Raw genomic sequence first — 26,650 nt, 5'->3', positions numbered from 1 at the left:
AATGGCTAATATTCGTACAATTTCTTTTGATGGTGTGATTGTTGGTGGTGGCGGTGCAGGTATGCGCGCGGCACTGCAGTTGGCGCAGTCAGGCTATAAAACAGCAGTAATCTCTAAAGTATTCCCCACGCGTTCACACACGGTATCTGCGCAGGGTGGTATTACCTGTGCAATTGCCAGCTCTGACCCCCAAGATCAGTGGCAGTGGCATATGTACGATACCGTTAAAGGCTCTGATTACATTGGTGATCAGGAAGCGATTGAATATATGTGTCAGGTTGGGCCGGAAGCGGTTTACGAACTGGATCACATGGGTATGCCGTTCTCGCGTACTGAAGAAGGTCGTATTTATCAGCGTCCTTTTGGCGGTCAGTCTAAGAATTTCGGTGAGGGCGGTCAGGCTGCTCGTACCTGCGCAGCGGCCGACCGTACTGGTCATGCACTGTTGCACACCCTTTATCAGGGCAATCTGAAAAACAACACGGTGTTTTTCAATGAGTGGTACGCCACTGACTTGGTGAAAAACGAAGACGGCGAAGTCGTTGGCGTTATCGCTATTTGTATTGAAACTGGTGAAGTGGTTTACGTTAAGTCTAAGGCGACTGTATTTGCTACCGGTGGTGCTGGCCGTATTTACGCCTCTACTACCAATGCCCACATCAACACCGGCGACGGTGTTGGCATGGCGCTGCGTGCTGGCTTCCCAGTGCAAGATATTGAAATGTGGCAGTTCCACCCCACCGGTATAGCCGGCGCGGGTGTACTTGTTACTGAAGGCTGTCGCGGTGAGGGTGGTTACCTCGTCAATAAAGACGGCGAGCGTTTCATGGAGCGCTACGCGCCAAACGCCAAAGACTTGGCTGGTCGCGACGTTGTTGCTCGCTCAATGACCTTGGAAATTCTTGAAGGCCGCGGTTGTGGTCCTAATGGCGATCACGTTTATCTGAAGCTGGATCACCTTGGTGAAGAGGTTCTTGAGAGCCGTTTGCCCGGTATTTGCGAGTTGTCACGTACATTCGCTCACGCCGATCCAGTAAAAGAGCCAGTGCCAGTTGTCCCTACTTGCCACTACATGATGGGTGGTATTCCCACCAATGTTAACGGTCAGGCCTTGACCGTTGATGCAGATGGCAACGACACCGTCATTCCTGGTTTGTTTGCCTGTGGTGAAGTGGCTTGCGTATCGGTACACGGCGCTAACCGTTTGGGCGGTAACTCGCTGTTGGATCTTGTGGTATTTGGTCGTTCGGCCGGCTTGTTTATTGAGAAGAGTCTGCGTGAAGGCGTTGAAATGCGTGATGCTTCCGAGGCTGATATTGAGCGCGCGATGAGCCGCTTGAATAAGATCAACAACACGACCGGTGGCGAGAGTGTTTCCGCACTGCGCACTGAGTTGCAGACCATCATGCAGAACCACTTCGGCGTTTTCCGTCGCGGTGACTTCATGCAAGAAGGCATTAAGAAGCTGGCCGAGCTGCGAGTGCGTATCGATAACGCGCACTTGGAAGACAAGAGTAATGCCTACAATACCGCGCGTATTGAAGCCCTTGAACTTCATAATTTGTTTGAAGTGGCTGAAGCAACGGCGATCGCTGCTGAAGCGCGTACTGAAAGCCGTGGAGCCCATGCTCGTGAAGATTTCACTGAGCGCGACGACGAAAACTGGCTGTGTCACTCAGTTTACTTCCCCAGCGAGAAGCGGGTAGGTAAGCGTGCGGTTAACTTCACGCCGAAGACACGCGAAGCGTTTGCACCAAAAATTCGTACGTACTGATTCAGGGGAAACGAACATGTTGAAAGTCAGTCTCTATCGTTACAATCCTGAAGTCGATCAGGAACCGTACATGCAGGAAGTCGAACTGGATACCGGTGGCAAAGACCTCATGGTATTGGATGTTCTTGAACTGTTAAAAGGCAGCGACCCGTCGCTGGCTTACCGCCGCTCATGCCGTGAAGGCGTGTGTGGTTCAGATGGTATGAATATCAATGGCAAAAACGGTTTGGCCTGCGTTACGCCAATTTCCGAAGCCCTGAAAAACGGCAAAGGCGGCAATAAGCTGGTTTTGCGTCCGCTGCCAGGCCTGCCTGTTATTCGCGACCTCGTTATCGACATGAGTCTTTTCTACAAGCAATATGAAAAGATTAAGCCTTTCTTGCTGAATGACACGCCAGCGCCCGCTATTGAGCGTCTGCAGTCCCCAGAAGAGCGCGCCAAGCTTGACGGTTTATATGAGTGCATCCTGTGCGCTTGCTGCTCAACCGCTTGTCCGTCATTCTGGTGGAACCCAGATCGTTTTATCGGGCCCAGCGGCTTGCTGCAGGCTTACCGCTTTTTGGCGGACAGCCGTGACACCGCAACAGAAGAGCGCCTGAGTGATCTCGACGATCCATTCAGTGTGTTCCGCTGCCATGGTATTCAGAACTGTGTGAACGTTTGTCCTAAGGGCTTGAACCCAACTAAGGCAATTGGTCACATTCGGAATATGTTGCTAAGCAGAGCAACTTAAGTATTCCCCCGGCCTCGGCCGGGTATAAAAAACTCTGCGAAATGTAAGTCCTCGGGCGCTGTTCACGAACGGCGCTAGAACAATACAACTCGGTGCTTACCGGCACTTTACGAGCTAAAAAGCGTATTAAGAGGGAAGGGACGTTCCCTGTGGTGCGAGTCGGTTCTGCGGCGTACACTGAATGCTGCTGGACTTCACAGGATGAAAAAGGCCTTATCGGGCAATGATCATTCGGACTGCCACTTCCCTTGCTACTAGGTGGACAGGAATGCAGAAAAATTCGATGGAGCTACTCTGGAAAAGCTCCCATATATCCGGCGGAAATGCGACTTACGTAGAAGAGTTGTATGAGGCCTTCCTCACTGATCCAAACGCTGTTTCTGATGAATGGCGTAGCTATTTTCAACAATTACCCCGCGTTAGTGAAAACACAACTCACGATATCCCTCATTCGCCAATTCGCGATCATTTTGCGCAATTAGCAAAGACCCCTGTTCGCTACAATGGCGCAGTCAATAACGAAGTTAGTGACCACGAGCGCAAGCAGGTTAGGGTTATTCAGTTGGTCAGCGCCTATCGTCAGCGCGGTCATCAGGAAGCCCAATTAGATCCTCTGGGTCTCTGGCAGCGGCCCCGAGTCCCGGATCTCGAATTGCAGTATCACCAGTTAAGCGAAGCCGATTTTGATACCGTCTTTCAAACCGGTAGTCTTTACATTGGTAAGGACCAGGCAACGCTACGTGAAATTTACGACTCCTTGCGGGCAACCTACTGCCGTTCGGTGGGCACTGAATTCATGCATATTGTGGATACCCGTGAGCGCACGTGGATCCAACAGCGCATGGAGAGTGTTCGCTCTCAGCCGCAATACGGGCTCGAGACCCGTACTCATTTGCTCGAGCGATTGACCGCGGCAGAGGGCTTGGAAAAATCTTTAGGCTCTAAGTATCCCGGTACTAAGCGTTTCGGTTTGGAAGGCGGTGAAAGCTTAATTCCAATGATGGATGCGATGATCCAGCGTGCCGGTGCTTATGGCGCCAAAGAGATTGTGATTGGTATGGCTCACCGTGGCCGCCTTAATCTTTTGGTAAATATTCTCGGCAAGAGCCCTGCGGAATTGTTCGACGAGTTTGAAGGCAAGGTTAAGTACCAAGGCTCTGCGGACGTTAAATATCACCAGGGTTTCTCATCTAATGTGATGACACCGGGTGGCGAAGTGCATTTGGCGCTGGCATTTAACCCCTCGCATTTGGAAATTGTGTCACCGGTAGTAGAGGGCTCTGTACGGGCCCGTCAAGATCGCCGCAACGATCCCATTGGCGACAAAGTGGTACCCATTGTATTACACGGTGATGCGGCGTTTGCCGGTCAGGGTGTGGTCATGGAAACCTTCCAAATGTCCCAGACCCGCGCATATAAAACTGGCGGTACGGTACACATTGTTATTAACAACCAAGTTGGTTTTACCACCAGCCTACAGGAAGATGCCCGCTCTACAGAATACTGTACTGATGTGGCAAAAATGGTGCAGGCGCCAATCTTCCACGTTAATGGTGACGATCCCGAAGCGGTGTTGTTCGTTAGCCAAATGGCTGCCGACTACCGCCAGGAATTTAAAAAAGACGTGGTTGTGGATTTGATTTGCTACCGTCGTCGCGGTCATAACGAAGCGGATGAACCGTCCGGTACGCAGCCGTTGATGTACAGCAAAATTAGCAAGCAGAAAACGACTCGCGAGCTGTATGTGAATAAGCTGCTCGACGAAGGCATTATAGACAAGGCTCTCGCAGAAAAAATGGCGGACGATTACCGCCAGGCGCTAGATAATGGCGAACATGTTGCAAAAAGCCTAGTGATGCAGCCCAACTCAGAAATGTTTGTCGACTGGACACCATACCTTGGCCATGCCTGGGATGTGGCTGGCGATACATCGATTGACGCCAAGCTGCTGAAAGAAGTTTCTGAAGCGGTGAACGCGGTCCCAGAAGGTATCGTGGTGCAACGTCAGGTAGCCAAGATATATGAAGACCGCCGCAAGATGGCCGTTGGCGCGATGGATATTAACTGGGGCTTTGCTGAAGTCCTCGCCTATGGCACCTTGCTTAAACAAGGGCATAAGGTTCGTTTGACAGGCCAAGACGTTGGGCGTGGTACGTTCTCGCATCGTCATGCCGTGCTGCACAGCCAAAACGACGGTAGTCGCTACGTGCCACTGCAAAATATGAGCGCCGATCAACCGAGCTTCTCTATATTTGACTCGCTGTTGTCTGAAGAAGCCGTGCTTGCTTTTGAATATGGTTATTCAACTACTCAGCCAGACTCACTGGTTATTTGGGAGGCGCAGTTCGGTGATTTTGCCAACGGCGCTCAAGTTGTTATCGACCAATTTATTAGCAGTGGTGAGCTCAAGTGGGGCCGTTTGTGCGGCTTAACAATGTTGTTGCCCCACGGCTACGAAGGTCAGGGACCTGAGCATTCTTCGGCGCGTTTGGAACGCTTCCTTCAGTTGTGTGCAGAACACAATATTCAGGTTTGCGTGCCGTCGACGCCGGCGCAGGTTTATCATATGTTGCGACGCCAGGCGATTCGCCCATTGCGTCGGCCTTTGGTGGTGATGTCGCCTAAGAGTTTGTTGCGACATAAAGAGGCTGTGTCGACACTTGAAGAGTTAACTACTGGTCAATTCCAAAACGTGATTGATGAGACCGATGACATCGATAAGTCTAAAGTCACGCGCATGTTATTGTGCAGTGGTAAGGTGTATTACGATTTACGTGCTGCGCGCCGGGAGCACGGCAAAGACTCTATTGCGATTGTGCGCTTGGAGCAGGTGTACCCGTTCCCTTACGATGACTTGCGAAATGCGATTGCACAGTACCCGAACTTGAAAAAGGTCGTTTGGTGCCAAGAAGAGCCCCGTAACCAAGGAGCGTGGTATAACAGCCGCCATCGTATGACACGGGTAATTCGCAGCTTTAAGCCAGAAAAGAACCTATTGTTAGGCTATGTTGGCCGAGAGCCTTCGGCGTCGCCTGCAGCGGGTTATATGGCTTTGCATTTGGCGCAACAAGAAAAATTCATCACTCAGGCACTCAAGCTTTAACCGTGTCTGCACACTTATAGAGACTGTCTCGTACAGCAATATTAATTGACAGGAAAGATAATGAGCATTGAAATTAAAGCGCCAACATTTCCAGAATCCGTTGCCGATGGCTCTATTGCGACATGGCATAAGCAGGTAGGCGAAGCAGTGCTGCGTGATGAGCCGCTGGTCGATATAGAAACCGATAAAGTGGTGTTAGAAGTTGTGGCGCCCGCTGACGGCGTACTAAAAGAAATACTGAAACCAGAAGGCGAAACCGTGCTGAGCGACGAAGTGGTTGCTCTTTTTGAAGAAGGGGCGGCGGCGTCTGCAGCGAGTGCTCCAGCTGAAGCCGAAGCGGCGCCCGCTGCCAGTGCGCAAGATTTAAAAATTAGTCCAGCTGCGCGTAAAATGCTTGAAGAAAAGGGCATTGATGCGGCTGCGGTTACTGGCACCGGTAAAGGCGGTGTGATTACCAAAGAGGATGTGGTCAATCACAAGCCCGCGGTGTCTACTTCAGCGCCAAGCGCAGCTGCTGCTAAGCCTTCGGCTCCTGTTGCTGTCGATGTGCCTGCCGGTGAGCGTGTAGAAAAGCGGGTGCCTATGACCCGCCTGCGTAAGCGTATTGCCGAGCGCCTGCTGGAAGCGACCCACACCACCGCCATGTTGACGACCTTTAATGAAGTCAATATGAAGCCAGTTATGGATCTGCGTAGCCAGTACAAAGATTTGTTTGAAAAGTCGCACAATGGCACGCGTTTAGGTTTTATGGGCTTTTTTGTTAAGGCCGCGTGTGAAGCATTGAAACGCTTCCCCGCTGTGAACGCGTCCATTGACGGCGATGATGTTGTCTACCACGGTTTCCAAGACGTGGGTGTGGCTGTATCTACCGAAAAAGGTTTGGTTGTTCCAGTACTGCGCGACGCAGAAAACATGAGCATGGCCAAGATCGAAGAAAAGATTAGAGAGTACGGTCTGCGCGCTAAAGACGGCAAACTTAGCATGGAAGACATGACCGGCGGTACATTCACGATTACCAACGGTGGCGTGTTCGGTTCATTGCTATCTACGCCGATTTTGAATCCACCGCAAACCGCGATTTTGGGCATGCATAAAATCCAAGATCGACCCATGGCGGTGAACGGGGAAGTCGTTATTCTGCCAATGATGTACTTGGCCTTGTCTTACGATCATCGCTTGGTCGATGGCAAAGACGCCGTACAGTTTTTGGTGGCAATAAAAGACCTCATTGAAGATCCGGCGCGGATTTTGCTCGAAGTCTAAAGCCCCTTACGCGGCGCTTGAATCAGTTTGATTGCTGTGAGCGTCGCTATGCGCTCTCTCAGCACAAAAGGAAATAGGACAACACAATGTCAAAATTTGATGTGGTAGTAATCGGTTCCGGTCCCGCGGGCTATGTGGCCGCGATTCGCGCAGCTCAACTGGGCTTAAAAACCGCGTGTATTGAAAAAAATCGCAATAAAGAAGATAAGCTTGCCCTCGGTGGCACCTGTTTAAACGTAGGCTGCATTCCGTCTAAAGCCTTGCTGGATAGCAGCTATAAGTACCATGAAGCCAAAGATGCACTCGGTGTTCACGGTATTAGCACTGGTGATGTGGCAATTGATGTGCCAGCCATGATCAAGCGTAAAGACGGCGTTGTCGCGCAGATGATCGGCGGTATTGGCGGTTTATTTCAGGCTAATGGCGTGACGGCAATTGAAGGCGCGGGAAAAGTATTGGCGGGTAAAAAAGTTGAAGTGACTGCCGCTGATGGTAGCGTTTCAGTTTTAGAAGCTGACAATATTATTATCGCCGCAGGCTCTGTGCCGGTTGCTATTCCGCCTGCACCGGTCGATCAAAATATTATTGTAGATTCAACCGGCGCTCTAGAATTCCAAGAAGTGCCAGGCAAGTTGGGCGTTATTGGTGCTGGCGTTATTGGTTTGGAGCTGGGTAGCGTATGGTCGCGGCTCGGCAGTGAAGTAGTTCTGCTGGAAGCGCTAGAAAGCTTTTTGCCTGCGGTAGACGGCCAAATTGCCAAAGAAGCGGCTAAAGTTTTTAAAAAGCAGGGGCTTGATATTCGCTTAGGCGCCCGTGTTACCGGTACTAAAATTGTTAAAAAGCAGGTTGAAGTTAGCTATACATTTAAGGATGAAGAGAAGACCGAAATCTTTGATAAGTTGATTGTGTGCGTTGGCCGCAAGCCTTTAAGCACCGGTTTATTAGCCGCCGATTGCGGGGTTAACTTAGACGAACGTGGTTTTATTTTTGTTAATGATTATTGCGAGACCGATGCTGCCGGTATTTACGCGGTAGGTGATATTGTTCGCGGACCTATGTTGGCGCATAAAGGCTCGGAAGAGGGCGTTATGGTCGCCGAGCGTATCGCAGGCCACAAAATTGCGATGAATTACGACTGCATTCCTTCTGTTATTTATACTCATCCTGAAATTGCGGGTGTTGGTAAAACCGAAGAACAGCTCAAAGCCGATGGCATTCCCTACAAAGTGGGTACTTTCCCCTTTGTCGCGATTGGTCGCGCGGTAGCTGCAAACGACACGACTGGCATGGTGAAAATGCTAGCCCACGAAGACACCGATCGTATTCTTGGCTGCCATATTATTGGTGCCAGTGCGGCGGACTTGGTACAACAAGTTGTAATCGCTATGGAATTTGGCTCCTCAGCAGAAGATATTGGCCTGACCGTATTTGGTCATCCAACTCTTTCTGAGGCTGTTCATGAAGCTGCTTTGGCAGTAAATGGTCAGGCTATACACATGCCAAATCGCAAGAAGCGTAAATAGATTTGCGGTAGTGCGCGAAATTCGGGAAAATACGCATCCCGATTTCGCGTTGTTATTGCAATGTGCAGAGGGAGCGGGCCAAGTCACTGACAGGATCTAACTCGCTTAACACTTCCACAGACCGAGATGGTAATTCCAACATGAACCTTCACGAGTACCAGGGCAAACAGTTGTTTGCCGAATACGGGCTACCTGTTTCTACAGGTTATGCCTGTGATACCCCGGAAGAAGCTGCCGCAGCAGCTGATAAGATTGGCGGTGATAAATGGGTTGTTAAAGCCCAGGTTCACGCCGGTGGCCGAGGCAAAGCTGGCGGCGTTAAGCTGGTTAGCAGCAAAGAAGAGATCGCGGCATTTGCTGAAAAGTGGCTGGGCAAAAACCTGGTAACCTATCAGACCGATGAGCACGGTCAGCCAGTGTCTAAAATCCTAGTTGAATCTTGCACTGATATCGATCAAGAATTGTACTTAGGTGCCGTTGTAGACCGTTCATCACGCCGTATCGTTTTCATGGCATCTACCGAAGGTGGTGTTGAAATCGAGAAAGTTGCAGAAGAGACTCCAGAGAAGATTCTCAAAGCAATTATCGACCCAATGACTGGCGCACAGCCATACCAGGGTCGCGAGCTGGCCTTCCAGTTGGGTTTAAACCCAACACAGGTTAAGCAGTTTGTTAAGATTTTCTTGGGCTTGGCACAATTGTTCCAAGACAAAGATTTAGCCCTGATGGAAATCAACCCACTGGTTATTACTAGCGAAGGCAATCTGCACTGCTTGGATGCCAAATTGGTTGTTGATGCCAACGCGATGTACCGTCACCCTGAGCTGAAGGCAATGCATGATCCTTCACAGGAAGACGAGCGCGAAGCGCGCGCGGCAGAATGGGATCTTAACTACGTTGCTCTAACCGGTAACATCGGTTGCATGGTAAACGGCGCAGGTCTGGCCATGGGTACCATGGACATCGTTTCTCTGCACGGTGGTTTCCCTGCTAACTTCCTTGACGTTGGTGGTGGTGCAACTAAAGAGCGTGTTACTGAAGCCTTCAAAATCATCCTCGAAGACACCAATGTTAAAGCGGTATTGGTTAACATCTTCGGTGGTATCGTGCGTTGTGACCTGATTGCCGAAGGTATTATCGGTGCAGTCAAAGAAGTGGGCGTAACCGTACCGGTTGTGGTTCGTTTAGAAGGTAATAATGCAGAGCTGGGTTCTAAACTGCTGTCTGATTCTGGCCTCGATATCATCGCGGCAACCAGTCTAACTGACGCGGCTGAGCAAGCTGTTAAAGCAGCAGGGGGCAAATAATGTCTATTCTTATCGACAAAAACACCAAGGTAATCTGTCAAGGTTTCACTGGTGGTCAGGGTACTTTTCACTCTGAGCAAGCAATTGCTTACGGTACGCAAATGGTTGGCGGTGTAACGCCAGGTAAAGGCGGCACTGAACATCTTGGTCTTCCAGTATTTAATACTGTTAAAGAAGCGGTTGACGCAACTGGCGCAGACGCATCAGTTATTTATGTACCGGCAGCGTTCTGTAAGGATTCTATCCTTGAAGCAGCTACTTCTGGTATTAAGCTTATCGTATGCATCACTGAGCACATCCCAGTAATGGATATGCTTGAGTGTAAAGTGAAGTGTGACGAGATGGGCGTTCGCCTAATCGGACCTAACTGCCCAGGTGTTATCACCCCAGGTGAATGCAAGATCGGCATTATGCCTGGTCACATTCATTTGCCAGGTAAAGTCGGTATCGTATCTCGTTCAGGTACTCTGACGTACGAAGCGGTTAAGCAGACTACTGACTACGGTTTTGGCCAGTCTACCTGTGTTGGTATCGGTGGTGACCCGATCCCAGGCTCTAACTTCATCGATATTCTTGCTTTATTCGAAAAAGACCCTAAGACCGAAGCGATTGTGATGATCGGTGAGATCGGCGGTTCTGCTGAAGAAGAAGCGGCTGCTTACATCAAAGCAAACGTAACTAAGCCTGTTGTATCTTACATTGCGGGTGTAACTGCACCTGCTGGTAAGCGTATGGGTCACGCTGGCGCAATCATCTCTGGCGGTAAAGGTACTGCTGATGAGAAGTTTGCTGCCCTGCAAGACGCAGGCGTTAAAACAGTTCGTTCATTGGCGGACATCGGCAAAGCACTGAAAGAAATTACCGGCTGGTAAGTTCCCAAAGCGTTGTTAGAAAAGGCGGCTTCGGCCGCCTTTTTGCGTTTTAGTGATTCACTTTGTGACGATGCGTATTATTTAAAGAGAGCGCTTGTTTAAAGAAATGAATCATGATTCACTTGTTTGGTGTAAGGTAGGTAAATGGCATGGCGTATCGGGAAACGGATTTAGTTAGGCAGCGAAAAGTAGCGCAAAAATCCGGTTTATTGCATACCGCTGAAACCCTTGTGCGAAAGGGCGGTTTTGGCGCCTTAACAATTCAGGCGGTCGCCGAAGGTGCTGGGGTCGGGGTCGGTACGGTTTACCGTTATTTTAGCGGTAAGGATGAGCTTGCGACGGAAGTGTTTAAACGCGCGACGAGCCGAGAGGTCAGTGCCGTGCGAGAGGTGCTGAATGGCAGTGGTGGTCCGACTGCATGTTTGGCTGCTGCGGCAGAGGTGTTTGCCGTGCGTGCCTTTGCTGCACCCAAATTGGCGTGGGCGCTAATTGCAGAGCCGGTAGACCCCGCGGTAGATCTCGCTAGATTACAGTATAGAAAAACCTACACAGCCCTGTTTGAAACTGTGGTTCAGGCGGGTATAGCAAATGGGGAGTTTGCGCCTCAGAGCGCGGGGCTTTCTGCGGCGGCCTTGGTTGGCGCTATGGCGGAAAGCTTATTGGGGCCCCTGGATAACCGAGCTTGCGATGCGGATACGATAGCCGCGTTGCGATTATTTTGTCTGCGCGCCGTTGGTGCGCAATGATGATGTTTTAGAGGAATAAGAGATGCCAGTGATCAACTCAAATACGAGTGCCGATACCGTAAACCCCGCAGATACCCACGAGGTTTTTAATCAATCACTGGCCTTGGAAAATTACAATCTTTACAGCAGTGATCTCCCGTTGCGGCAAGCCCTCAAGGCCAATGGTGATATTGACGAAGGCCTGCTTAGCGCCTACGGCGAGCGCTGCGGTCGCGCAGATGTTATTAACTGGGGTTATGAAGCCAACGACAATAAGCCTCAACTCGACACCCATGACCGCTTTGGTCATCGCGTGGATTTAGTTCGGTTTCATCCCGCCTATCATCAGTTAATGGATATGGCCTTAAGTGCTGGGATTCACTCTGGCCCCTGGCGGAAGGGCGCCAAACACGCTCACGTTCAGCGCGCCGCGCTAAGTTATATGCAATCGCAAATAGATGCCGGTCACGGCTGCCCTTTAACCATGACCTTCGCTTCGGTGCCGACGCTAAAATTAACGCCGAGCCTTGCCGATACGTGGCTGCCTAAAATTCTAGAAAACGCCTATCAGCCTGACAATATTCCCTATTTTGAAAAGCGCGCCGTGACCATTGGCATGGGCATGACTGAAAAGCAGGGCGGATCTGATGTTCAGGCCAATACCACATTGGCAACGCCACTCAGCGGCCGTGGCAGCGGCGCGCTTTATGTGTTAAATGGCCATAAATGGTTTTTGTCCGCACCAATGTGTGACGCGTTTTTGATGCTGGCAAAAACAGACGGCGGGCTAAGCTGCTTTTTGGTACCACGGTGGCGTGAGGATGGTCAGAAAAACGGTCTGTATTTACAGCGACTTAAGAGCAAAATGGGTAATGTTTCTAATGCCTCTTCTGAAGTGGAACTGCGTCAGGCACATGGCTGGATGGTTGGCGAAGAGGGCCGGGGCGTCCCCGCGATCATTGAGATGGTCGCGCTAACTCGCTTCGATTGTATGGTTGGCTCTAGCGCTGGTCAGCGTCAGGCGGTGGTGCAGGCCGTACACCACGCGCGCAATCGCCAAGCGTTTGGCGCGCGACTGATTGATCAGCCGCTAATGCAGAATGTATTGGCCGATTTGCAACTAGAAGTAGAGGGTTCCTTGGCGCTGACCATGCGCATGGCAAGGGCCTTAGACAATGCTGATGATCCCGCTGAGCAGCTATTAATGCGCTTAGGCACCGCAGTTGGCAAGTTTTGGATTTGTAAGCGTACGCCCGGGCACGCTTACGAGGCGATGGAATGCTTGGGTGGTAATGGTGTCATTGAAAACTGCATTATGCCGCGGCTGTACCGCGAGGCGCCGATCAATGCCATTTGGGAAGGTTCGGGTAATATTCAGGCACTTGACGTACTGCGGGCCATTGCGAAAACGCCCGCGGTGCTGGAGCAGTGGTTTGCGGAGCTGGCCAGCTCGGCAGGCCTTTTCCCAGACTTGGATCGTGCCGTAGAGACGTTGCAGGACGCGTTTAAAAAGTTGCGAGATCCAGCCTGTCAGGCGCGGCAATTAGTCGAGCAACTTGCGTTGACCATGCAAGCATCGCTATTAGTGCGCTACGCGCCTCCTGCCGTTGCAGAAGCCTTTATACGTTCGCGGTTGGCGGGGCGGCAGGCCATTTACGGCTGTCTTCCCGATAGCCTTGATCTAGGAGTGATACTCGAACGGGTGCTGCCGGAGCAATATTAAGTGGTACTGAACTCTTGAAAACCATCTAAAAGTCCCCATCTTTCAAATACTGTCCGTCTTAAGCGGCGGACATACTTAATTTAGTATTAAAAGGTGGAAATAATGTCAACAGCAGAAAAAGAAACTCTGGGTTTTCAAACTGAAGCCAAGCAAATGCTTCAGTTAATGATTCACTCAATGTATAGCAATAAAGAAATTTTTCTTCGCGAGCTGATTTCTAATGCGTCCGATGCCGCAGACAAGCTACGTTACGAAGCGCTTGCCGATGGCGCGCTCTACGAAAACGACCCCGATTTACGTATCCGTATCACCCTCGATAAAGACGCCAATACCCTGACCCTGAGCGACAACGGTATTGGTATGTCCCGCGAGGAAGTGATTAATAATTTGGGCACCATCGCCCGGTCCGGTACTGCCGAGTTTTTGAAAAATCTCAGCGGTGATGGCAAGAAGGATTCTCAGTTGATTGGCCAATTCGGTGTTGGCTTCTACTCGGCCTTTATCGTTGCGGAGCGGGTTGAAGTGCTGACTCGCCGCGCCGGTTTAACTGCTGCAGACGCAGTGCGTTGGGAATCTACCGGTGAAGCTGATTTCTCTATTGAATCGTGTGAAAAAGCCGATCGCGGAACCACCGTAATTCTGCATTTGCGCAAAGAAGATACTGAATTCACCGATGATTGGCGGGTGCGCTCAATTATCAAGAAATATTCAGACCACATCAGTATTCCCGTGCAAATGCTAGAAAATGTCCCTGCCGCTAAAGAAGGCGAAGAGCAGAAAGTGGCCGAGTTTGAAGCGGTAAACAGTGCCACTGCCTTGTGGACGCGTTCGCGTAGCGAGGTTACTGACGAAGAATATCAAGCCTTTTACAAGCATGTGAGTCACGATTTCAGCCCAGCCCTTCACTGGAGTCACAACAAGGTAGAAGGTAAGTTGGAATATACCAGCCTGCTGTATCTTCCTGGTCAAGCGCCGATGGATCTGTGGAATCGCGACGCGGCGCGGGGTTTGAAACTCTATGTGCAGCGCACCTTTATCATGGACGACGCTGAGCAATTCCTGCCTTTATACCTGCGTTTCGTGAAAGGGGTTATCGACTCGAATGACCTGTCTTTGAACGTATCCCGCGAAATACTGCAGCAAGACCCAGCGGTTGATGCAATGAAAAGCGCTTTAACCAAGCGTGTACTGGATATGTTAAGTAAACTCGCCAAGAGCGATGTCGAGAAATACCAGAAATTCTGGAAAGCCTTTGGTCAAGTAATGAAAGAAGGCCCCGCAGAAGATTTCAGCAATAAAGAAAAAATCGCCAAATTGCTGCGCTTTGCCACGACCCACGACAATAAGGCTGAGCAAACCCATTCGCTGGAAGACTATGTCGCTCGGATGAAAGAAGGCCAAGCCAAGATTTATTACGTAGTTGGCGAAAGTCACAAAACCGCTTCTAGTAGTCCTCATCTGGAAGTGTTCCGCAAGAAGGGCATCGAAGTCTTGTTACTGTCTGAGCGAGTAGATGATTGGTTGATGAACCACCTCGCGGAGTTCGACGGCAAAGCTTTCCTCGATGTCGGTCGCGGTGACTTAGACTTGGGTGACCTTGAAGACGAAGCTGAGAAGAAGGCGCACGAGGCATCTGCTGAGGCACATAAGGACTTGGTTGAGCGGGTAAACACCGTACTGACTGATAAGGTCGAGAAAGTTCGAGTGACAAGCCGCTTAACGGAGTCGCCAGCCTGCTTGGTGGTTACTGAAGACGATATGGGCGCGCAAATGCGCAGAATGTTAGAGGCGGCAGGTCAGGCGCTGCCGCCAAGCAAGCCCGTTTTTGAGCTCAATCCTGAGCATCCCCTGGTGCTTAAGCTTGACAAAGAGGCTGATGAAGACCGCTTTGCCGATTTGGTTGGCATTCTCTTTGACCAAGCGCATTTGGCTGAGGGGGCGCAGCTGGATGACCCAGCGGGCTATGTACATAAGCTCAATAAATTACTGCTAGAATTAAGTGCGTAAACTATAAATTAAGGCGGCGAAAGCCGCCTTTTTTGTATTAGAGAGTATTGCTGCAGTGCTAGACTCCCTAATAATAACTAGCGGGTAGAAGTAAACTATGACCACAAAACATAAGGTTGCCGTTATTGGCGGGGGTAGTTTTGGTACTGCGATTGCCAATATTATTGCCGATAATGGCCACGACATCTGCCAATGGATGCGAACTCCAGAGCGGGTTAAAGAAGTAAATGAGCAACATACTAACGAAGTTTATTTACCCGGCATTTCATTAAATCCAGCGCTGCGTGCCAGTGCCGATTTACGTGAAACCGTGGCTGGCTGCGATACCGTGTTCTTCTCTATTCCGAGCAAGTCCAGTCGCGAAGTAGCACGGCAGCTGGCCGACTGTATCGCACCCGGAACGATTTTAATCAGTACCACCAAAGGTATTGAGTTTGAAACTAATAAGTTAATGAGCGAAGTCCTGCTAGAAGAATTGCCGCAGGTTAGGGTGGGAATTTTGAGCGGCCCGAATTTGGCAAAGGAACTCGCGGCGCGAATGATTACCGGCACTGTGGTGGCGAGTAAAGACCCTGGTGTTACCAGTACGATTCAAGACTTGCTGCAGTGTTCCTACTTTCGGGTATACGCCGGCAGTGATATGTATGGTGTCGAGCTGGCTGGTGCTTTGAAAAATGTTTACGCCATCACCGCGGGTATGGCGGCGGCACTGGGGTGCGGACATAATACAATTAGCATGCTGATAACTCGCAGCTTGGCTGAAATGAGCCGCTACGCGGTTATTAAGGGTGCAGACCCACTTACTTTCCTGGGCTTGGCCGGGGTCGGTGATTTATTTGTTACCTGCACCTCGCCGCTTAGTCGCAACTACCGTGTCGGTTTTGAGCTGGGGCAAGGGCGCGATCTTAATGAAGTAGTGGCTAGTTTGGGGCAAGTCGCGGAAGGCGTAAACACGCTGCGATTAATGAAAGAGCAGTCAGAGTTGCTCGATATCTATATGCCTTTGGTACATGGACTCTACGATATTATTTACAATGGCTGCAAGGTTGGTGACGTTATTGGCACCATGATGTGCGCTGAACAAAATCGTGATGTGGAATTTACCCTGCAATAGCAGATACAGACTGTTTAGAGCTTATATTAGGGGCTTATGGAAATTTTGCTAGTACGCCACGGCGCGGCGTCGTGGGACACTCAAACCGATATTGAACGAACCTTGACTGCGGCGGGTAAAACAGAAATCTGCGCTGCGGCGGAGTGGTTGACGGCCAGTCAGTGGCAGCCGGAGGAGCTGTGGGTTAGCCCTTATAAGCGAGCGGTAGAGAGCGCCGAAATATTTAATCGGCAATGGCAGCTGCGGCCGCGGATAAAATCCTCGCTTACCCCAGAGACGCCCTTGTCCGAATTAGAAGCGATGTTGGCGACATTTAGTGGCGAGCGTTTGATGTTGGTCGCCCATAATCCCTTGTTGAGCAATGCAATAAATCATTGGCACGGCGGCGACGCGCAAAGTTACTGGGGCATGCAAACGGCGAGTATGGCCATGATGCAGGGCGACGTGTTTAGTCAGGCTTGTGCCAGCTTGCAATGGCTGCGGCACTTCCCCAATTACGACCATAATGGGCGCTAAGGCGGATTTATGTCGATAGCGCAAGAGCGCCAGTTTTTTATTGATGGAATGACGATCAGCGCCAAGCAGTGGGGGAATAGTGGTGTCCCCGCCATTGCCCTTCACGGCTGGCTAGATAATGCGGCCAGCTTCGACGCCTTGGCGCAGGGCTTACCCGAGCTCAAGTTGCTAGCATTGGATTTGCCTGGTCACGGTTTGAGTGACCACAAACCCGCCTCAGGTAGTTATGCTATTTGGGATGATTTGCGTTTTGTTCTGGCTGTTGCGGAGCAGATGGCTTGGCCGAAATTTGTACTGATCGGTCACTCGAGAGGGGCGATAATGGCTAGTCTGCTGGCTGGGGCGATGCCGGAGCGGATTTCACATTTAATCTGTCTTGATGGATTTCTCCCGCCACCAGAAGACCCAGCTAATTTCCCTGTTCAGCTCGGTCGCTATGTGCGTGATTTTGCCCAGTTTGGTAGTGGCGATAAAGGCTATATTGCCTTGTCTGATGCGGTAGCGGCCCGGCGCGCTGCAACGCCGATGTCGGAATTGGCGGCTCGCCTAATTGTTGAGCGCGGCAGTTACGGTGGCGAGGACGGGCGGGTGTATTGGCGCAGTGATCGCCGGCTTAAACTGGCCTCGCCAGTGAAGCTTGGCTTGGCGCAGTTGCAGGCCAATATGGATGCCATTGTGGCGCCCAGTATGCTTGTCGTTGCTGATCAAGGTTTCGGGCGTGTATTAAACACATTGCCGCCAGCCTTGCTGAGTGGCTTTGAGGTTCAGCATATTGAAGGTGGGCACCACTGTCATATGGATGAGCAAGCGCGGCAAATAGCGCAGTGGGTGAAGACATTTGTAGGCTTGGGTCTGACTAACGACTAAGTCTGCGAATAGCTGGCCCTGAGCTAAGACGAAAAAAAGCCCCTTTTAGGGGCTTTTTTGCTACCAAGCTGCTTGGACTTTATTAGGCAGGCCGGTTAATTAGCGACAGAAACTCTGTGCGGGTTGCGTTATTGTCTTTAAATACGCCTAGCATGGCACTCGTGCGCATAATCGAATTTTGTTTTTCTACGCCGCGCATCATCATGCACATATGGCGAGCTTCGATAATAACGCCGACACCCTCTGAACCGGTGACATCCATAATAGTCTTGGCTATCTGCGTTGTCAGGCCCTCTTGAATCTGTAGCCGGCGGGCGTACAAGTCGACAATGCGCGCCACCTTCGAGAGACCTAGCACTTTGCCGCTGGGAATATAGGCTACATGACATTTGCCAATAAAGGGCAGTAGGTGGTGTTCACACAATGAGTAAAGCTCAATGTCCGAAACCACTACCATTTCATTGCAGTCAGAGTCGAATAGGGCGTCGTTAACAACGTCTTTTACACTGCGACGATAGCCTTCGGTCAAAAATTCAAAGGCTTTGGCCGCGCGAGCTGGGGTGTCGAGCAAACCGTCTCGGGTGGGATCTTCGCCAATCTTTTTTATGATATCTGCAAACGCTTTTTCCACGTCACTTCCTTAGCGCGTTGTCGGGGAACGAATAGTAACAAACAGACCCTCAGCTGCCAAATGCTGAGGGGTCTTTAGTTATAAATAGGTGCAGGATTATTCTGCTTGAGCAGTGTAAAATTGGTTTTTATCTGAAGGGAGTAGGTTTGTGACAAGTAACGACGAGATAGGTCGAGAGCTGCATACTCTCCGAGATTATTTGCGCTGGGCCATTAGCGAATTTGGACGTGCCGGCATATTTTTTGGTCACGGCACCGACAATGCCTTTGACGAAGCGAGAATACTGGTATTTCACGGACTTCACTTGCCTTTGGACATGGATCCGGCCTTGCTCGACGGCCGTTTGACACTCGTTGAACGGCAGAAAGTCCTGGCGCTTATTCAGCGCCGGGTAGAAGAGCGCTTACCTGCTGCTTACCTCACCAACGAGGCCTGGTTTGCAGGTTTGTCGTTTTATGTCGACGAGCGGGTTTTAGTGCCACGCTCACCGATTGCCGAGCTTATTGCCCAAGAGTTTGAACCGTGGCTGTCCGCGCGCCCCCAGCGAATTCTTGACCTGTGCACTGGCAGCGGTTGCATTGGTATCGCCTGTGCTTACCAATTTGACGAGGCCATGGTCGATTTAGTGGATATTTCGCTGGATGCGCTTAATGTCGCCGATATTAATATTGCCCGTCATGAATTGGGGGATCGGGTCAGTGCCGTGCAGTCTGATGTGTTTGACCTGCTTGGCGGTCAAACCTATGACCTCATTGTCAGCAACCCCCCCTATGTCGACGCTCAAGACTTAGCAACGATGCCCGCTGAATATCACCGCGAGCCGACGCTAGGCCTAGCCTCTGGCCCCGATGGCCTGGATATTACCCGGCGTATTCTGCGCGAGGCGGCAAACCATCTCAACGAGGAGGGTGTTTTAATTGTTGAGGTGGGCAATAGCTGCGTGGCGCTTGACGACGCGTTCCCAACAGTGCCGTTTATGTGGCTCGAATTTGAGCATGGCGGTCACGGCGTATTTGCCATGAGTCGTGAGCAATTGCTTGAATATGCAGAGAGTTTTGCCTGAAGCTCTGACCTTGGTCGAGCTTTACCGTATAATTCTCCATCAGTAATTTGGCTGGTCGCGAGTAACTGCGCGGTAAGTCGTCAATGAATAGCGTTGGGATAATCAATGTCAGGTAATAGCATCGGTAAATTATTCTCGGTCACCACCTTTGGTGAGAGCCACGGCTTGGCGCTGGGCGCCATTATTGATGGCTGCCCGCCGGGTCTTGAATTGAGTGAAGCCGATTTGCAGTTCGATCTTGATCGTCGCAAACCGGGTACCTCGCGCTATACCACTCAGCGTCGTGAAGACGACGTGGTTAAGATTTTGTCTGGGGTGTTTGAAGGCAAAACCACCGGTACCTCGATTGGCCTGCTAATTGAAAACACCGATCAGCGCTCCAAAGATTACGGCAAAATCAAAGACCGGTTCCGGCCAATGCATGCCGATTACACCTACCAGCAAAAATACGGCAGCCGTGATTACCGTGGCGGTGGGCGCTCGTCTGCACGTGAGACCGCTATGCGGGTGGCGGCTGGTGCGGTTGCCAAAAAATATTTGGCCAGCCACTGCGGTGTAGAAGTGCGCGGCTATTTATCTCAACTTGGTCCAATCGCAATTGATAGCGTAGATTGGAGCGTAGTTGAAACCAATCCCTTCTTTTGCCCAGATGCCGATAAAGTGCCGCAGATGGAAGAGTATATGCAGAAGCTGCGTAAGGCTGGTGATTCGGTCGGTGCTAAGCTCACCGTGGTAGCTAGCGGTATGCCAGTGGGTTTGGGCGAGCCCGTATTCGATAGGCTCGACGCCGATATTGCCCATGCGTTAATGGGCATCAATGCGGTGAAAGGTGTTGAGATTGGCGCTGGTTTTGATTGTGTGGATGCACTGGGTAGTGAGCATCGCGACGAGCTTACGCCTCTGGGATTTACCTCGAATAACGCAGGTGGCATTTTAGGCGGTATTTCTAGCGGTCAAGATCTGGTGGCGCATTTGGCCTTGAAGCCGACCTCCAGCATTTTGATCCCGGGGAAAACGGTTGATATTGACGGCAATGCCGTTGAGGTCATTACAACTGGCCGTCACGATCCATGCGTCGGCATCCGCGCGGTGCCTATTGCGGAGGCAATGGTCGCTATTGTGTTAATGGATCACTTGCTGCGCAATCGTGGGCAAAATAGTGGAGTGCATTCGGCTACCCCGGTAATTCCCGCCGCCGCATCTTGATGCCGGTATGACTGCTGCGCTGCCGTACTGGCGTTTGTCGGGATTTTATTTCTTTTATTTTGCTCTTTTAGGTACCTGGGTGCCGTATTGGTCCCTGTACTTAAAGTCCTTGGGCTTTAGTTCAGAAGAAATTGGAATTCTGACATCCTTAGTGATGCTCACCAAAATACTTGCACCCAGCTTATGGGGTTGGTTGGCTGACAGCTTTGGCTATCGCAGCCGTATTATTCGCGTCGGTGCGTTTATGGCGATGCTGGCCTTCTCTGGCGCGTTTTTACGTTCGGACTTTTGGTGGCTAGCCGGCGTCATTATAAGCTACAGCTTTTTCTGGAATGCGGTGCTGGCACAATTTGATGTGCTCACTTTATCTCATCTTGCCGGTCGCTATGGTCGTTACAGCCTCATTCGGGTTTGGGGTTCTATTGGCTTTATTGTTGCCGTTATTGGTGTCGGTTGGTGGCTAGACAACCACCCGATTGGTCAGCTGCTTTATCTCATCACCATTTTACTCAGCGGTATATGGCTGGCGAGTTTGTTGGTGGTAGAAAAGCCGGGTGGCTTGCGCCAAGACGCTGAGCGGCAATCGCTTAAAGGTATTTTGCGACAACCCGCCGTCATTGCTTTTTTTGCGGTGAGCTTTTTTCTGCAATTATCCCATGGTCCGTACTACACCTTTTTCAGTATCTACCTCGAGGCGCAGGACTATTCGCGTAGCTTAATAGGTAGATTGTGGTCGCTTGGTGTTATTGCTGAAGTTCTGCTGTTTTTGTTTATGCATCGACTCTTGGCGCGGTATAGCTTGCGCGGAATTGTGCTGTGGAGTGTGGGGTTGTCCGCGTTGCGTTGGCTGCTTATAGCGTATTTTGTTGAACACGCCGCAGTTTTGGTGCTGGCGCAATGCTTACACGCGGCCAGTTTTGGCAGCTTTCATGCCGCCGGCATTGAAGTTATTCGCCACTGGTTTACCGGCCACCACGGTCAGGGTATGGCTATGTACAGCGGCCTTAGCTTTGGTTTGGGGGGCGCTGCTGGTGCTTTGCTAAGCGGCTGGGGCTGGGATATTAGCGCGCAGCAATGTTTTGTTGCCGCTGCGGCGGCCGCAATTATTGCCTATATTGTGGCCTGGTTCTGGTTTGACGTAAAAGCGGAGCCGGAAGCGGCTTTAGAGTAATAATCTACTGGCTGCCAAGCGAAGGCTTTTGTAGACTCGCAGTGAGTTCTTTAAACAGGTAACACCATGGCCCAGGAATCCGTCGTTTACGGTTGCATTACTGATATGCTGTTCGCCCGAGATCTCGCTGCATTAGATAATCGGCGAGATAATAATCAGCTGGTTACGGCCTTGCTGCCCGCGGCTGAAGACTGGCCACTCTTGTGCCGAGAAATGTTTTCGGCGCCGCGTCCCGCCATTGATTTTGGCGGCTGCCAAACCGACGTCATTCATTTTGGTAGCTCTTATAAAGCCATTGAGCACGAGTGGGATGAGTGGCTGCGGCAGTTCGAAAATATGCTTCACAAAATGTACTGGGTTAGCGCTACGGTGCACTTACAAACGGCTTATAACGGTACGCATACTTTTGTATGGCAGGCGGAAGAAGATTTTCACGCGCCGGGGCAGGGGGCGGGTAAATTGCGCTGCGAGTGGGTGCGAGAGGATATATTGGGTTGATAAAGGGGTGCTGGCACTCGGAGTTTTTCTTTTAGCAAAAGGTTTAGCGTGGATAACACTGTCATTCAAGATTATGTAAAAACCTTTAAGCGTTACCGCACGCCCGTGTTGGCGGTGTTGGCAACGCTAATGCTCGTGTCCTCGGCGGTGTGGACCTTTGACGTGCCCTGGCAGGATATTGCTAGCTACTTCTTGCTCTGCGTCGCTGGCGTTAGCGTTGTCGCGCTGCTCTCGGCGGCGCTGGTTTTTACCGTAAAGCGGTTGCGGGGTTAACCCTGCAAATTAGCTTACAACAATATCAACATCGAGTTGCTCGGCAATTGCGTCGAGGCTGTCTTCCAGTTCGTCAAAATCACAGCCTGCGGGCATTTGTGCGCTAACATGGGCCTCGAATAGGGCGTCACCGCTCATGGCGGCACTGGTGATGTTAGAACTCATTTCTATTACGTTAATCTGTTGCTGTTTAAGGGCGCGGCTAACTTCGCGGACAATGCCCGGACGATCATTACCCAAGATGTGCAATTTACATTGCTTGCCACTCGCGCCGGGTGCGGGGTCGCTGACACCGGGCTGAATGTGGATGGTTAAGCCCTCTATATTTAAGCTGCAAAGTGCATTGCTGAGCTCGTCAATGTCCGTTTCATTAACGGCCACCCGAACGATGCCTGCAAACTGCCCGGCAAGTTGGGTCATACGGCTTTCCAGCCAGTTACCTTGATGGTCGGCGACAATGTCTGCGAGGCGTTCAACGAGGCCGGGGCGGTCTTGTCCTAAAAAAGTAAAAACCAATGAGCTGTTCACGGCGTACCCTTATTCTTTATTGGAGTGCTGATACTAGAGTATAGTCTGGGCAGATTGCGAGTGTAAGTGGGGATTTGTATGAAGGTGATTGTGGATTTTTGCATCATTCCCCTCGGCGGGGAATTGTCGTTGACCCCCTATATTGCTGAGTGCCAAAAAATCATTGCCGGCTTGGGTCTAGAGCATCATCTGCATGCCTACGGCACTAATATAGAAGGTGAGTGGGAGGTGGTGATGGATTCGGTTAAACGCTGTCATCAGCGTGTGCACGAGATGGGCGCGCCGCGAATATCGACTCAGCTTAAAATTGCGACGCGCAGCGATAGAGACCAAACTATGGTCGAAAAAGTTAATCATGTGCGGGACTATTTAGCGCAGTCTTAAACCCAGCAATAAATGAGGGATCAAGCAATGACAAAAAAAGTATTGCCACAGGCTCGGATATTTTTTGGTTTTTTTATGTTGCTGGCGATGCTTGCTGCTGAAGCCGAAACGCTTAGGGAAGCTCCTAGTTGGCCAGGGGTTGTTGATGGCGCGCACCGCAGCGCCGAGAATCGTGCGCGAGATGTTTATCGGCACCCAGTTGAAACCTTGATGTTTTTTGGTGTGCAGCCCTGCGACACAGTCGTTGAGTTATGGCCAGGCGCAGGGGGCTGGTATACCGAGATACTGGCACCTATGTTGCGCGATTGCGGCAAGCTTTATACCGCCCATTTTGCTCAAGACAGCGATGTCGGCTACTACCAAAAATCTCGCCGCACCTTTGAACTAAAATTGGCGGCGAATCCTGGTGTTTATGACAAACTATCGGTGACCACCTTACAAGCGCCCAAATATCTTGCCATTGCCCCGGCAGGAAGTGTTGATAAGGTACTGACCTTTCGCAATGTCCATAACTGGTTAAAGGCGGGTGTTTCCGAACAGGTATTTGCTGCGGCGTTCACGGCCTTGAAGCCGGGCGGCATTTTCGGTGTTGTTGAGCATCGGGCAGATCCTGACGCAAGCATCGCGGAGATGGTAAAGAGCGGCTATGTTAGCGAACAGTTGGTGATTGCTCAGGCTGAAGCGGCTGGCTTTTTATTGCTGGAAAGCAGTGAAGTTAACGCGAACCCAAAAGATGGTCATGACCACCCCGAAGGGGTATGGACGCTCCCGCCGAGCTTACGCTTAGGCGAAAAGCAGCAAGCAAAATACTTAGCCATTGGCGAAAGTGATCGAATGACTCTTAAATTTGGTAAACCTGTACATGAATGATAATGACTATGTTGAAATCCCCTGGCAAAAGCTCAGTCCCGACGCCTTTCAGGGTATGCTCGAAGAGTTGGTGAGTCGCGAGGGTACCGATTACGGTGAGCAAGAGCTGAGTACCGAAGCGAAAATAAGCCAGTTGCGTCAGGCTCTGACGCAAAAGCGCGCAGCGATTGCTTTTTGCCCTGACAGTGAAAGTTGGACGGTTATCGCCAAGGACTAAAGCCTAAAGTTCCTTGTGCTTTGAGCTTAAGAGCGGCAATCGTCGCTGTTACTAATTGATTTGGACAGAGTAATGACAATAGCAGTAGATCACACACTGGATACCTGCGGCCTGTTTTGCCCGGAACCGGTGATGATGTTGCACAATAAAATCCGTGATATTGCCTCCGGCGACGTACTGGAAATTATTGCTACCGATCCCGCGACGACCCGTGATATCCCGAAATTTTGCAATTTCCTTGGCCATACCTTGCTGGCTAAAGAAGAAAGCGACAAACAATATCGCTATTTTGTTCAAAAGGCCTAAACAGCGAACATAATGCTGTGTAGGCCTGCTTGTTTAGGATTGCAGTAACTGGCTTAGGGCGCGGGTAGCAACTGGGCCGCCGGCCTTAATCTGATTGGCAATGTGATATTGAAAGAAATAGCGGAAGGTTGGGGCGTTCTGTACGGCAAATAGACAGGCATCGCCGATCAGAATAGGGAAATGCGTGGCCAACTTGATATTCGCCACCATACCTTCTAAATCGCCATTTTGCTGTAAGCGCCAACTGATGACGGGTTGCAGCTCAAATTCTTTATTTTCGCCCAGCAGGGCCGCGTGACTGCCAATAAAGTCAGGGAATTCCTGTATAAACCCGCCGTCGGCTGGCAGCGGGTAATTTACCATGGCGTCGAGCGCAGCTAGGTGATGTGGAGGCACCTCGCTAAATCGCCGCTCTTTAGCGGGGTCGTAATAGCCCTGAGACTGGCCTGAAGCGGGATCAAGCAAATCAATACAGCGCGCAACACCATTAAGCCAGGGTAGCAAAGCGACATCTTTGCCATTGGCCAGCCGCGCCCAGCCTAAGATCTTGACCGCGTAGAGTTTGTCGCGGCTAAGCACGTGGTGGGCATAGAGTAGGCAGAGGCCTTCGTATTCGGGAGAAACCCGGAGGATTTTATGTTGCTCAACGCGGGATGGCCGCTGAGGAAATGGGATAATCTTCGCGGAGGAAGACTTGCAGGGGTTACGTGGAGCCATAACATCATTCCTCACGTAGCGGGCGGTACATTGCGCGGCTAAGGTCTGAAGCACGTGGCTAGAGGTGCAGAATCACCTCATTGCTCGCCATGCTCAGTTGCAAAGACGGTGCGCGGATGTCCCTTTCTGTTAAAATTACTCCCTGTTTCCTGTTTTGCCAAGTGCTTCAAGATGAGTTTTTACTATTTTGCCTATGGTTCTAATATGAACCCCGCCCGAATGCAGGCGCGGGGTCTGGTGTTTAGCGCTGCCGAAAGCGCTCGCCTGCCAGGTTACCGCCTCGCCTTTAATAAGCGCTCGCACTGCACGCCCGGCGTGGCCTACGCCAATGTCGTGCACAGCAGTTATGGCGTAGTAGAAGGCGTTTTATATGCCCTGGTAAATCCGGATGCGCTCAACATAATGGATGGCTTTGAGGGCACGCCAGTGCGCTATAGTCGTGAGTTAATGGCGGTGCAAACGGCGACGGGCGCAAAATCTGCGTGGATTTATGTTGCGAATCCCGCCTATGTTGAAGCGGGCTTGCTGCCGGAAAGCAATTACTTAAACCATTTATTGGCCGGCGCAGCGCATTTGTCTCCCCAATATTTAGTCATGTTGCAGGCTCAGGCCTGCCGCCCAGCCGTTCAGCTTCTTGGTGATAAAGGCCTGCTTTACAATGCGTGAATCCCTTGGCGCTGATGTTGGTCTGGGGAGTGAGCGCATATGCGAGATATTTGCTACTTGCTTTGCGACAAGCTACAAAACAGTGTTGGTCGGCGGGGGGGAAGAGCCGTTTTATCAGCCTGCGACCGAGTCTGATGGCCATCATAAAATTGTCTATCGCGCAGATTATGCCGCCAGCGCGCTTCACGAGGTAGCGCATTGGTGTATCGCAGGGGAGGCGCGGCGACGGCTTCCAGACTATGGCTATTGGTATGAACCGGATGGTCGTAATAGCGAGACTCAGCGTATTTTTGAGAGCGTTGAAGCGCGGCCGCAGGCTTTGGAGTGCTTGTTTAGCCTGGCTGCCGGTCGCCAATTTCGGGTGAGTATCGATAATCTCGGTGGCGATTCGTTCGATCCATTTCCCTTTCAATTGGCTGTTTGGCAGCAGGTGCAATGCTATCTGCGCCGAGGTTTACCTGGGCGCGGGGAGCAATTTCGGTGGGCTCTGGCGCGCGCTAGTGGTTCAGAAACCGACCTGGCGACGATTAATATACCTTTGGAATATATTGCATAAAATGTATTAAATTCATTTGGTTAACGATATTTTTTGA

Annotated in this window: 27 protein-coding genes; 24 read left to right on the top strand and 3 right to left on the bottom strand. The window is 51.0% G+C overall.

Translation table 11 applies throughout. The annotated features are described in order from the left end of the window. Position 1 precedes the first annotated feature (1 nt). The 13 genes from sdhA (at position 2) to AZF00_RS09775 (ending at position 17,527) form a co-directional block, all read left to right on the top strand. Positions 2-1,774 (top strand): succinate dehydrogenase flavoprotein subunit, encoded by a 1,773-nt coding sequence (gene sdhA / locus AZF00_RS09835; protein WP_008249934.1) that lies wholly within the window; start codon positions 2-4, stop codon positions 1,772-1,774. Positions 1,775-1,790: 16 nt separating this feature from the next. Next, complete coding sequence (locus AZF00_RS09830; RefSeq protein WP_008249937.1) at positions 1,791-2,507, top strand: succinate dehydrogenase iron-sulfur subunit; 717 nt, start codon at positions 1,791-1,793, stop codon at positions 2,505-2,507. 268 nt (positions 2,508-2,775) lie between these two features. Continuing rightward, the gene (locus AZF00_RS09825; protein WP_008249939.1) at positions 2,776-5,610 is read left to right on the top strand and encodes a 2-oxoglutarate dehydrogenase E1 component; all 2,835 of its coding nucleotides are present in this window, start codon (positions 2,776-2,778) and stop codon (positions 5,608-5,610) included. A 60-nt stretch (positions 5,611-5,670) separates the two neighbouring features. Beyond that, positions 5,671-6,873 (top strand): 2-oxoglutarate dehydrogenase complex dihydrolipoyllysine-residue succinyltransferase, encoded by a 1,203-nt coding sequence (gene odhB, locus AZF00_RS09820; RefSeq protein ID WP_008249941.1) that lies wholly within the window; start codon positions 5,671-5,673, stop codon positions 6,871-6,873. A gap of 86 nt (positions 6,874-6,959) precedes the next feature. Further along, positions 6,960-8,396 (top strand): dihydrolipoyl dehydrogenase, encoded by a 1,437-nt coding sequence (gene lpdA / locus AZF00_RS09815; RefSeq protein WP_008249942.1) that lies wholly within the window; start codon positions 6,960-6,962, stop codon positions 8,394-8,396. A gap of 140 nt (positions 8,397-8,536) precedes the next feature. Then, the gene (sucC, locus tag AZF00_RS09810; RefSeq protein ID WP_008249944.1) at positions 8,537-9,703 is read left to right on the top strand and encodes an ADP-forming succinate--CoA ligase subunit beta; all 1,167 of its coding nucleotides are present in this window, start codon (positions 8,537-8,539) and stop codon (positions 9,701-9,703) included. Then, a complete protein-coding gene (gene sucD / locus AZF00_RS09805) occupies positions 9,703-10,575 on the top strand; it encodes a succinate--CoA ligase subunit alpha (RefSeq protein WP_008249945.1) in 873 nt (290 codons plus the stop codon). Before sucC ends, sucD begins: the two co-directional genes overlap by 1 nt. A gap of 149 nt (positions 10,576-10,724) precedes the next feature. Continuing rightward, positions 10,725-11,321 carry a TetR/AcrR family transcriptional regulator gene (locus tag AZF00_RS09800; RefSeq protein ID WP_008249948.1) on the top strand — a complete coding sequence of 199 codons (597 nt, stop codon included), beginning with the start codon at positions 10,725-10,727 and terminating at the stop codon, positions 11,319-11,321. A gap of 22 nt (positions 11,322-11,343) precedes the next feature. Next, positions 11,344-13,023, top strand: coding sequence for an acyl-CoA dehydrogenase family protein (locus AZF00_RS09795; RefSeq protein ID WP_062383696.1), 1,680 nt, complete (start codon positions 11,344-11,346; stop codon positions 13,021-13,023). A 102-nt stretch (positions 13,024-13,125) separates the two neighbouring features. Beyond that, a complete protein-coding gene (htpG, locus tag AZF00_RS09790) occupies positions 13,126-15,030 on the top strand; it encodes a molecular chaperone HtpG (RefSeq protein ID WP_008249954.1) in 1,905 nt (634 codons plus the stop codon). A 97-nt stretch (positions 15,031-15,127) separates the two neighbouring features. After that, on the top strand, positions 15,128-16,144 hold the full coding sequence (locus AZF00_RS09785) for an NAD(P)H-dependent glycerol-3-phosphate dehydrogenase (RefSeq protein WP_062383692.1): 1,017 nt from the start codon (positions 15,128-15,130) through the stop codon (positions 16,142-16,144). A 36-nt stretch (positions 16,145-16,180) separates the two neighbouring features. Then, on the top strand, positions 16,181-16,660 hold the full coding sequence (locus AZF00_RS09780) for a SixA phosphatase family protein (RefSeq protein ID WP_008249958.1): 480 nt from the start codon (positions 16,181-16,183) through the stop codon (positions 16,658-16,660). 9 nt (positions 16,661-16,669) lie between these two features. After that, entirely contained in the window at positions 16,670-17,527 is an 858-nt protein-coding gene (locus tag AZF00_RS09775; RefSeq protein ID WP_008249960.1) for an alpha/beta fold hydrolase, read from the top strand. A gap of 82 nt (positions 17,528-17,609) precedes the next feature. Here the strand turns inward: AZF00_RS09775 and folE are convergent, their stop codons facing one another. Next, entirely contained in the window at positions 17,610-18,158 is a 549-nt protein-coding gene (gene folE / locus AZF00_RS09770; RefSeq protein WP_008249962.1) for a GTP cyclohydrolase I FolE, read from the bottom strand. A 148-nt stretch (positions 18,159-18,306) separates the two neighbouring features. Here folE and prmB point away from each other — a divergent pair, with 148 nt between their 5' ends. The 5 genes from prmB (at position 18,307) to AZF00_RS09745 (ending at position 22,369) form a co-directional block, all read left to right on the top strand. Then, entirely contained in the window at positions 18,307-19,221 is a 915-nt protein-coding gene (gene prmB, locus AZF00_RS09765) for a 50S ribosomal protein L3 N(5)-glutamine methyltransferase (RefSeq protein ID WP_062383689.1), read from the top strand. 105 nt (positions 19,222-19,326) lie between these two features. Further along, entirely contained in the window at positions 19,327-20,427 is a 1,101-nt protein-coding gene (gene aroC / locus AZF00_RS09760) for a chorismate synthase (RefSeq protein ID WP_062383687.1), read from the top strand. A 7-nt stretch (positions 20,428-20,434) separates the two neighbouring features. Beyond that, positions 20,435-21,598, top strand: coding sequence for an MFS transporter (locus AZF00_RS09755; RefSeq protein WP_062383684.1), 1,164 nt, complete (start codon positions 20,435-20,437; stop codon positions 21,596-21,598). 66 nt (positions 21,599-21,664) lie between these two features. Further along, positions 21,665-22,096: a hypothetical protein gene (locus AZF00_RS09750; RefSeq protein WP_008249971.1), complete on the top strand. Its 432-nt coding sequence runs from the start codon at positions 21,665-21,667 to the stop codon at positions 22,094-22,096. Positions 22,097-22,144: 48 nt separating this feature from the next. Next, on the top strand, positions 22,145-22,369 hold the full coding sequence (locus AZF00_RS09745) for a hypothetical protein (RefSeq protein ID WP_008249973.1): 225 nt from the start codon (positions 22,145-22,147) through the stop codon (positions 22,367-22,369). Positions 22,370-22,378: 9 nt separating this feature from the next. On the opposite strand, the gene AZF00_RS09740 is transcribed toward AZF00_RS09745, so the two are convergent. Further along, entirely contained in the window at positions 22,379-22,897 is a 519-nt protein-coding gene (locus AZF00_RS09740; RefSeq protein WP_062383681.1) for a glycine cleavage system transcriptional repressor, read from the bottom strand. Between the two features lie 78 nt (positions 22,898-22,975). Here AZF00_RS09740 and AZF00_RS09735 point away from each other — a divergent pair, with 78 nt between their 5' ends. From AZF00_RS09735 to tusA, 4 genes are all read left to right on the top strand, one after another. Then, entirely contained in the window at positions 22,976-23,281 is a 306-nt protein-coding gene (locus tag AZF00_RS09735) for an MTH1187 family thiamine-binding protein (protein WP_062383677.1), read from the top strand. Between the two features lie 27 nt (positions 23,282-23,308). After that, positions 23,309-24,151: a class I SAM-dependent methyltransferase gene (locus tag AZF00_RS09730; protein WP_082793667.1), complete on the top strand. Its 843-nt coding sequence runs from the start codon at positions 23,309-23,311 to the stop codon at positions 24,149-24,151. After that, the gene (locus tag AZF00_RS09725) at positions 24,144-24,368 is read left to right on the top strand and encodes a YheU family protein (protein ID WP_008249978.1); all 225 of its coding nucleotides are present in this window, start codon (positions 24,144-24,146) and stop codon (positions 24,366-24,368) included. The genes AZF00_RS09730 and AZF00_RS09725 overlap by 8 nt, the downstream gene beginning before the upstream one ends. Before the next feature lie 72 nt (positions 24,369-24,440). Then, positions 24,441-24,674 (top strand): sulfurtransferase TusA, encoded by a 234-nt coding sequence (tusA, locus tag AZF00_RS09720; protein WP_008249979.1) that lies wholly within the window; start codon positions 24,441-24,443, stop codon positions 24,672-24,674. Between the two features lie 33 nt (positions 24,675-24,707). On the opposite strand, the gene AZF00_RS09715 is transcribed toward tusA, so the two are convergent. Continuing rightward, complete coding sequence (locus tag AZF00_RS09715) at positions 24,708-25,391, bottom strand: hypothetical protein (RefSeq protein WP_008249982.1); 684 nt, start codon at positions 25,389-25,391, stop codon at positions 24,708-24,710. Between the two features lie 171 nt (positions 25,392-25,562). On the opposite strand from AZF00_RS09715, the gene AZF00_RS09710 reads away from it, so the two are divergent. Both AZF00_RS09710 and AZF00_RS09705 read left to right on the top strand, forming a co-directional pair. Continuing rightward, positions 25,563-26,057: a gamma-glutamylcyclotransferase family protein gene (locus AZF00_RS09710; protein ID WP_082793666.1), complete on the top strand. Its 495-nt coding sequence runs from the start codon at positions 25,563-25,565 to the stop codon at positions 26,055-26,057. Then, positions 26,050-26,613 carry an elongation factor P hydroxylase gene (locus AZF00_RS09705; RefSeq protein WP_062383674.1) on the top strand — a complete coding sequence of 188 codons (564 nt, stop codon included), beginning with the start codon at positions 26,050-26,052 and terminating at the stop codon, positions 26,611-26,613. The genes AZF00_RS09710 and AZF00_RS09705 overlap by 8 nt, the downstream gene beginning before the upstream one ends. Positions 26,614-26,650 lie beyond the last annotated feature (37 nt).

Origin of the sequence: Zhongshania aliphaticivorans (assembly GCF_001586255.1) — a bacterium.
In the GTDB taxonomy this organism is placed as follows: domain Bacteria; phylum Pseudomonadota; class Gammaproteobacteria; order Pseudomonadales; family Spongiibacteraceae; genus Spongiibacter; species Spongiibacter aliphaticivorans.
Note: the sequence above shows the minus strand (reverse complement) of the source record. Positions and strands in the feature narration are given on the sequence as shown.

Coding starts and splice junctions, on each gene's coding strand:
- sdhA (WP_008249934.1), top strand. CDS start 2: ATGGCTAATATTCGTACAATTTCTTTTGATGGTGTGATTGTTGGTGGT.
- AZF00_RS09830 (WP_008249937.1), top strand. CDS start 1,791: ATGTTGAAAGTCAGTCTCTATCGTTACAATCCTGAAGTCGATCAGGAA.
- AZF00_RS09825 (WP_008249939.1), top strand. CDS start 2,776: ATGCAGAAAAATTCGATGGAGCTACTCTGGAAAAGCTCCCATATATCC.
- odhB (WP_008249941.1), top strand. CDS start 5,671: ATGAGCATTGAAATTAAAGCGCCAACATTTCCAGAATCCGTTGCCGAT.
- lpdA (WP_008249942.1), top strand. CDS start 6,960: ATGTCAAAATTTGATGTGGTAGTAATCGGTTCCGGTCCCGCGGGCTAT.
- sucC (WP_008249944.1), top strand. CDS start 8,537: ATGAACCTTCACGAGTACCAGGGCAAACAGTTGTTTGCCGAATACGGG.
- sucD (WP_008249945.1), top strand. CDS start 9,703: ATGTCTATTCTTATCGACAAAAACACCAAGGTAATCTGTCAAGGTTTC.
- AZF00_RS09800 (WP_008249948.1), top strand. CDS start 10,725: ATGGCGTATCGGGAAACGGATTTAGTTAGGCAGCGAAAAGTAGCGCAA.
- AZF00_RS09795 (WP_062383696.1), top strand. CDS start 11,344: ATGCCAGTGATCAACTCAAATACGAGTGCCGATACCGTAAACCCCGCA.
- htpG (WP_008249954.1), top strand. CDS start 13,126: ATGTCAACAGCAGAAAAAGAAACTCTGGGTTTTCAAACTGAAGCCAAG.
- AZF00_RS09785 (WP_062383692.1), top strand. CDS start 15,128: ATGACCACAAAACATAAGGTTGCCGTTATTGGCGGGGGTAGTTTTGGT.
- AZF00_RS09780 (WP_008249958.1), top strand. CDS start 16,181: ATGGAAATTTTGCTAGTACGCCACGGCGCGGCGTCGTGGGACACTCAA.
- AZF00_RS09775 (WP_008249960.1), top strand. CDS start 16,670: ATGTCGATAGCGCAAGAGCGCCAGTTTTTTATTGATGGAATGACGATC.
- aroC (WP_062383687.1), top strand. CDS start 19,327: ATGTCAGGTAATAGCATCGGTAAATTATTCTCGGTCACCACCTTTGGT.
- AZF00_RS09755 (WP_062383684.1), top strand. CDS start 20,435: ATGACTGCTGCGCTGCCGTACTGGCGTTTGTCGGGATTTTATTTCTTT.
- AZF00_RS09750 (WP_008249971.1), top strand. CDS start 21,665: ATGGCCCAGGAATCCGTCGTTTACGGTTGCATTACTGATATGCTGTTC.
- AZF00_RS09735 (WP_062383677.1), top strand. CDS start 22,976: ATGAAGGTGATTGTGGATTTTTGCATCATTCCCCTCGGCGGGGAATTG.
- AZF00_RS09730 (WP_082793667.1), top strand. CDS start 23,309: ATGACAAAAAAAGTATTGCCACAGGCTCGGATATTTTTTGGTTTTTTT.
- AZF00_RS09725 (WP_008249978.1), top strand. CDS start 24,144: ATGAATGATAATGACTATGTTGAAATCCCCTGGCAAAAGCTCAGTCCC.
- tusA (WP_008249979.1), top strand. CDS start 24,441: ATGACAATAGCAGTAGATCACACACTGGATACCTGCGGCCTGTTTTGC.
- AZF00_RS09715 (WP_008249982.1), bottom strand. CDS start 25,391: ATGGCTCCACGTAACCCCTGCAAGTCTTCCTCCGCGAAGATTATCCCA.
- AZF00_RS09710 (WP_082793666.1), top strand. CDS start 25,563: ATGAGTTTTTACTATTTTGCCTATGGTTCTAATATGAACCCCGCCCGA.
- AZF00_RS09705 (WP_062383674.1), top strand. CDS start 26,050: ATGCGTGAATCCCTTGGCGCTGATGTTGGTCTGGGGAGTGAGCGCATA.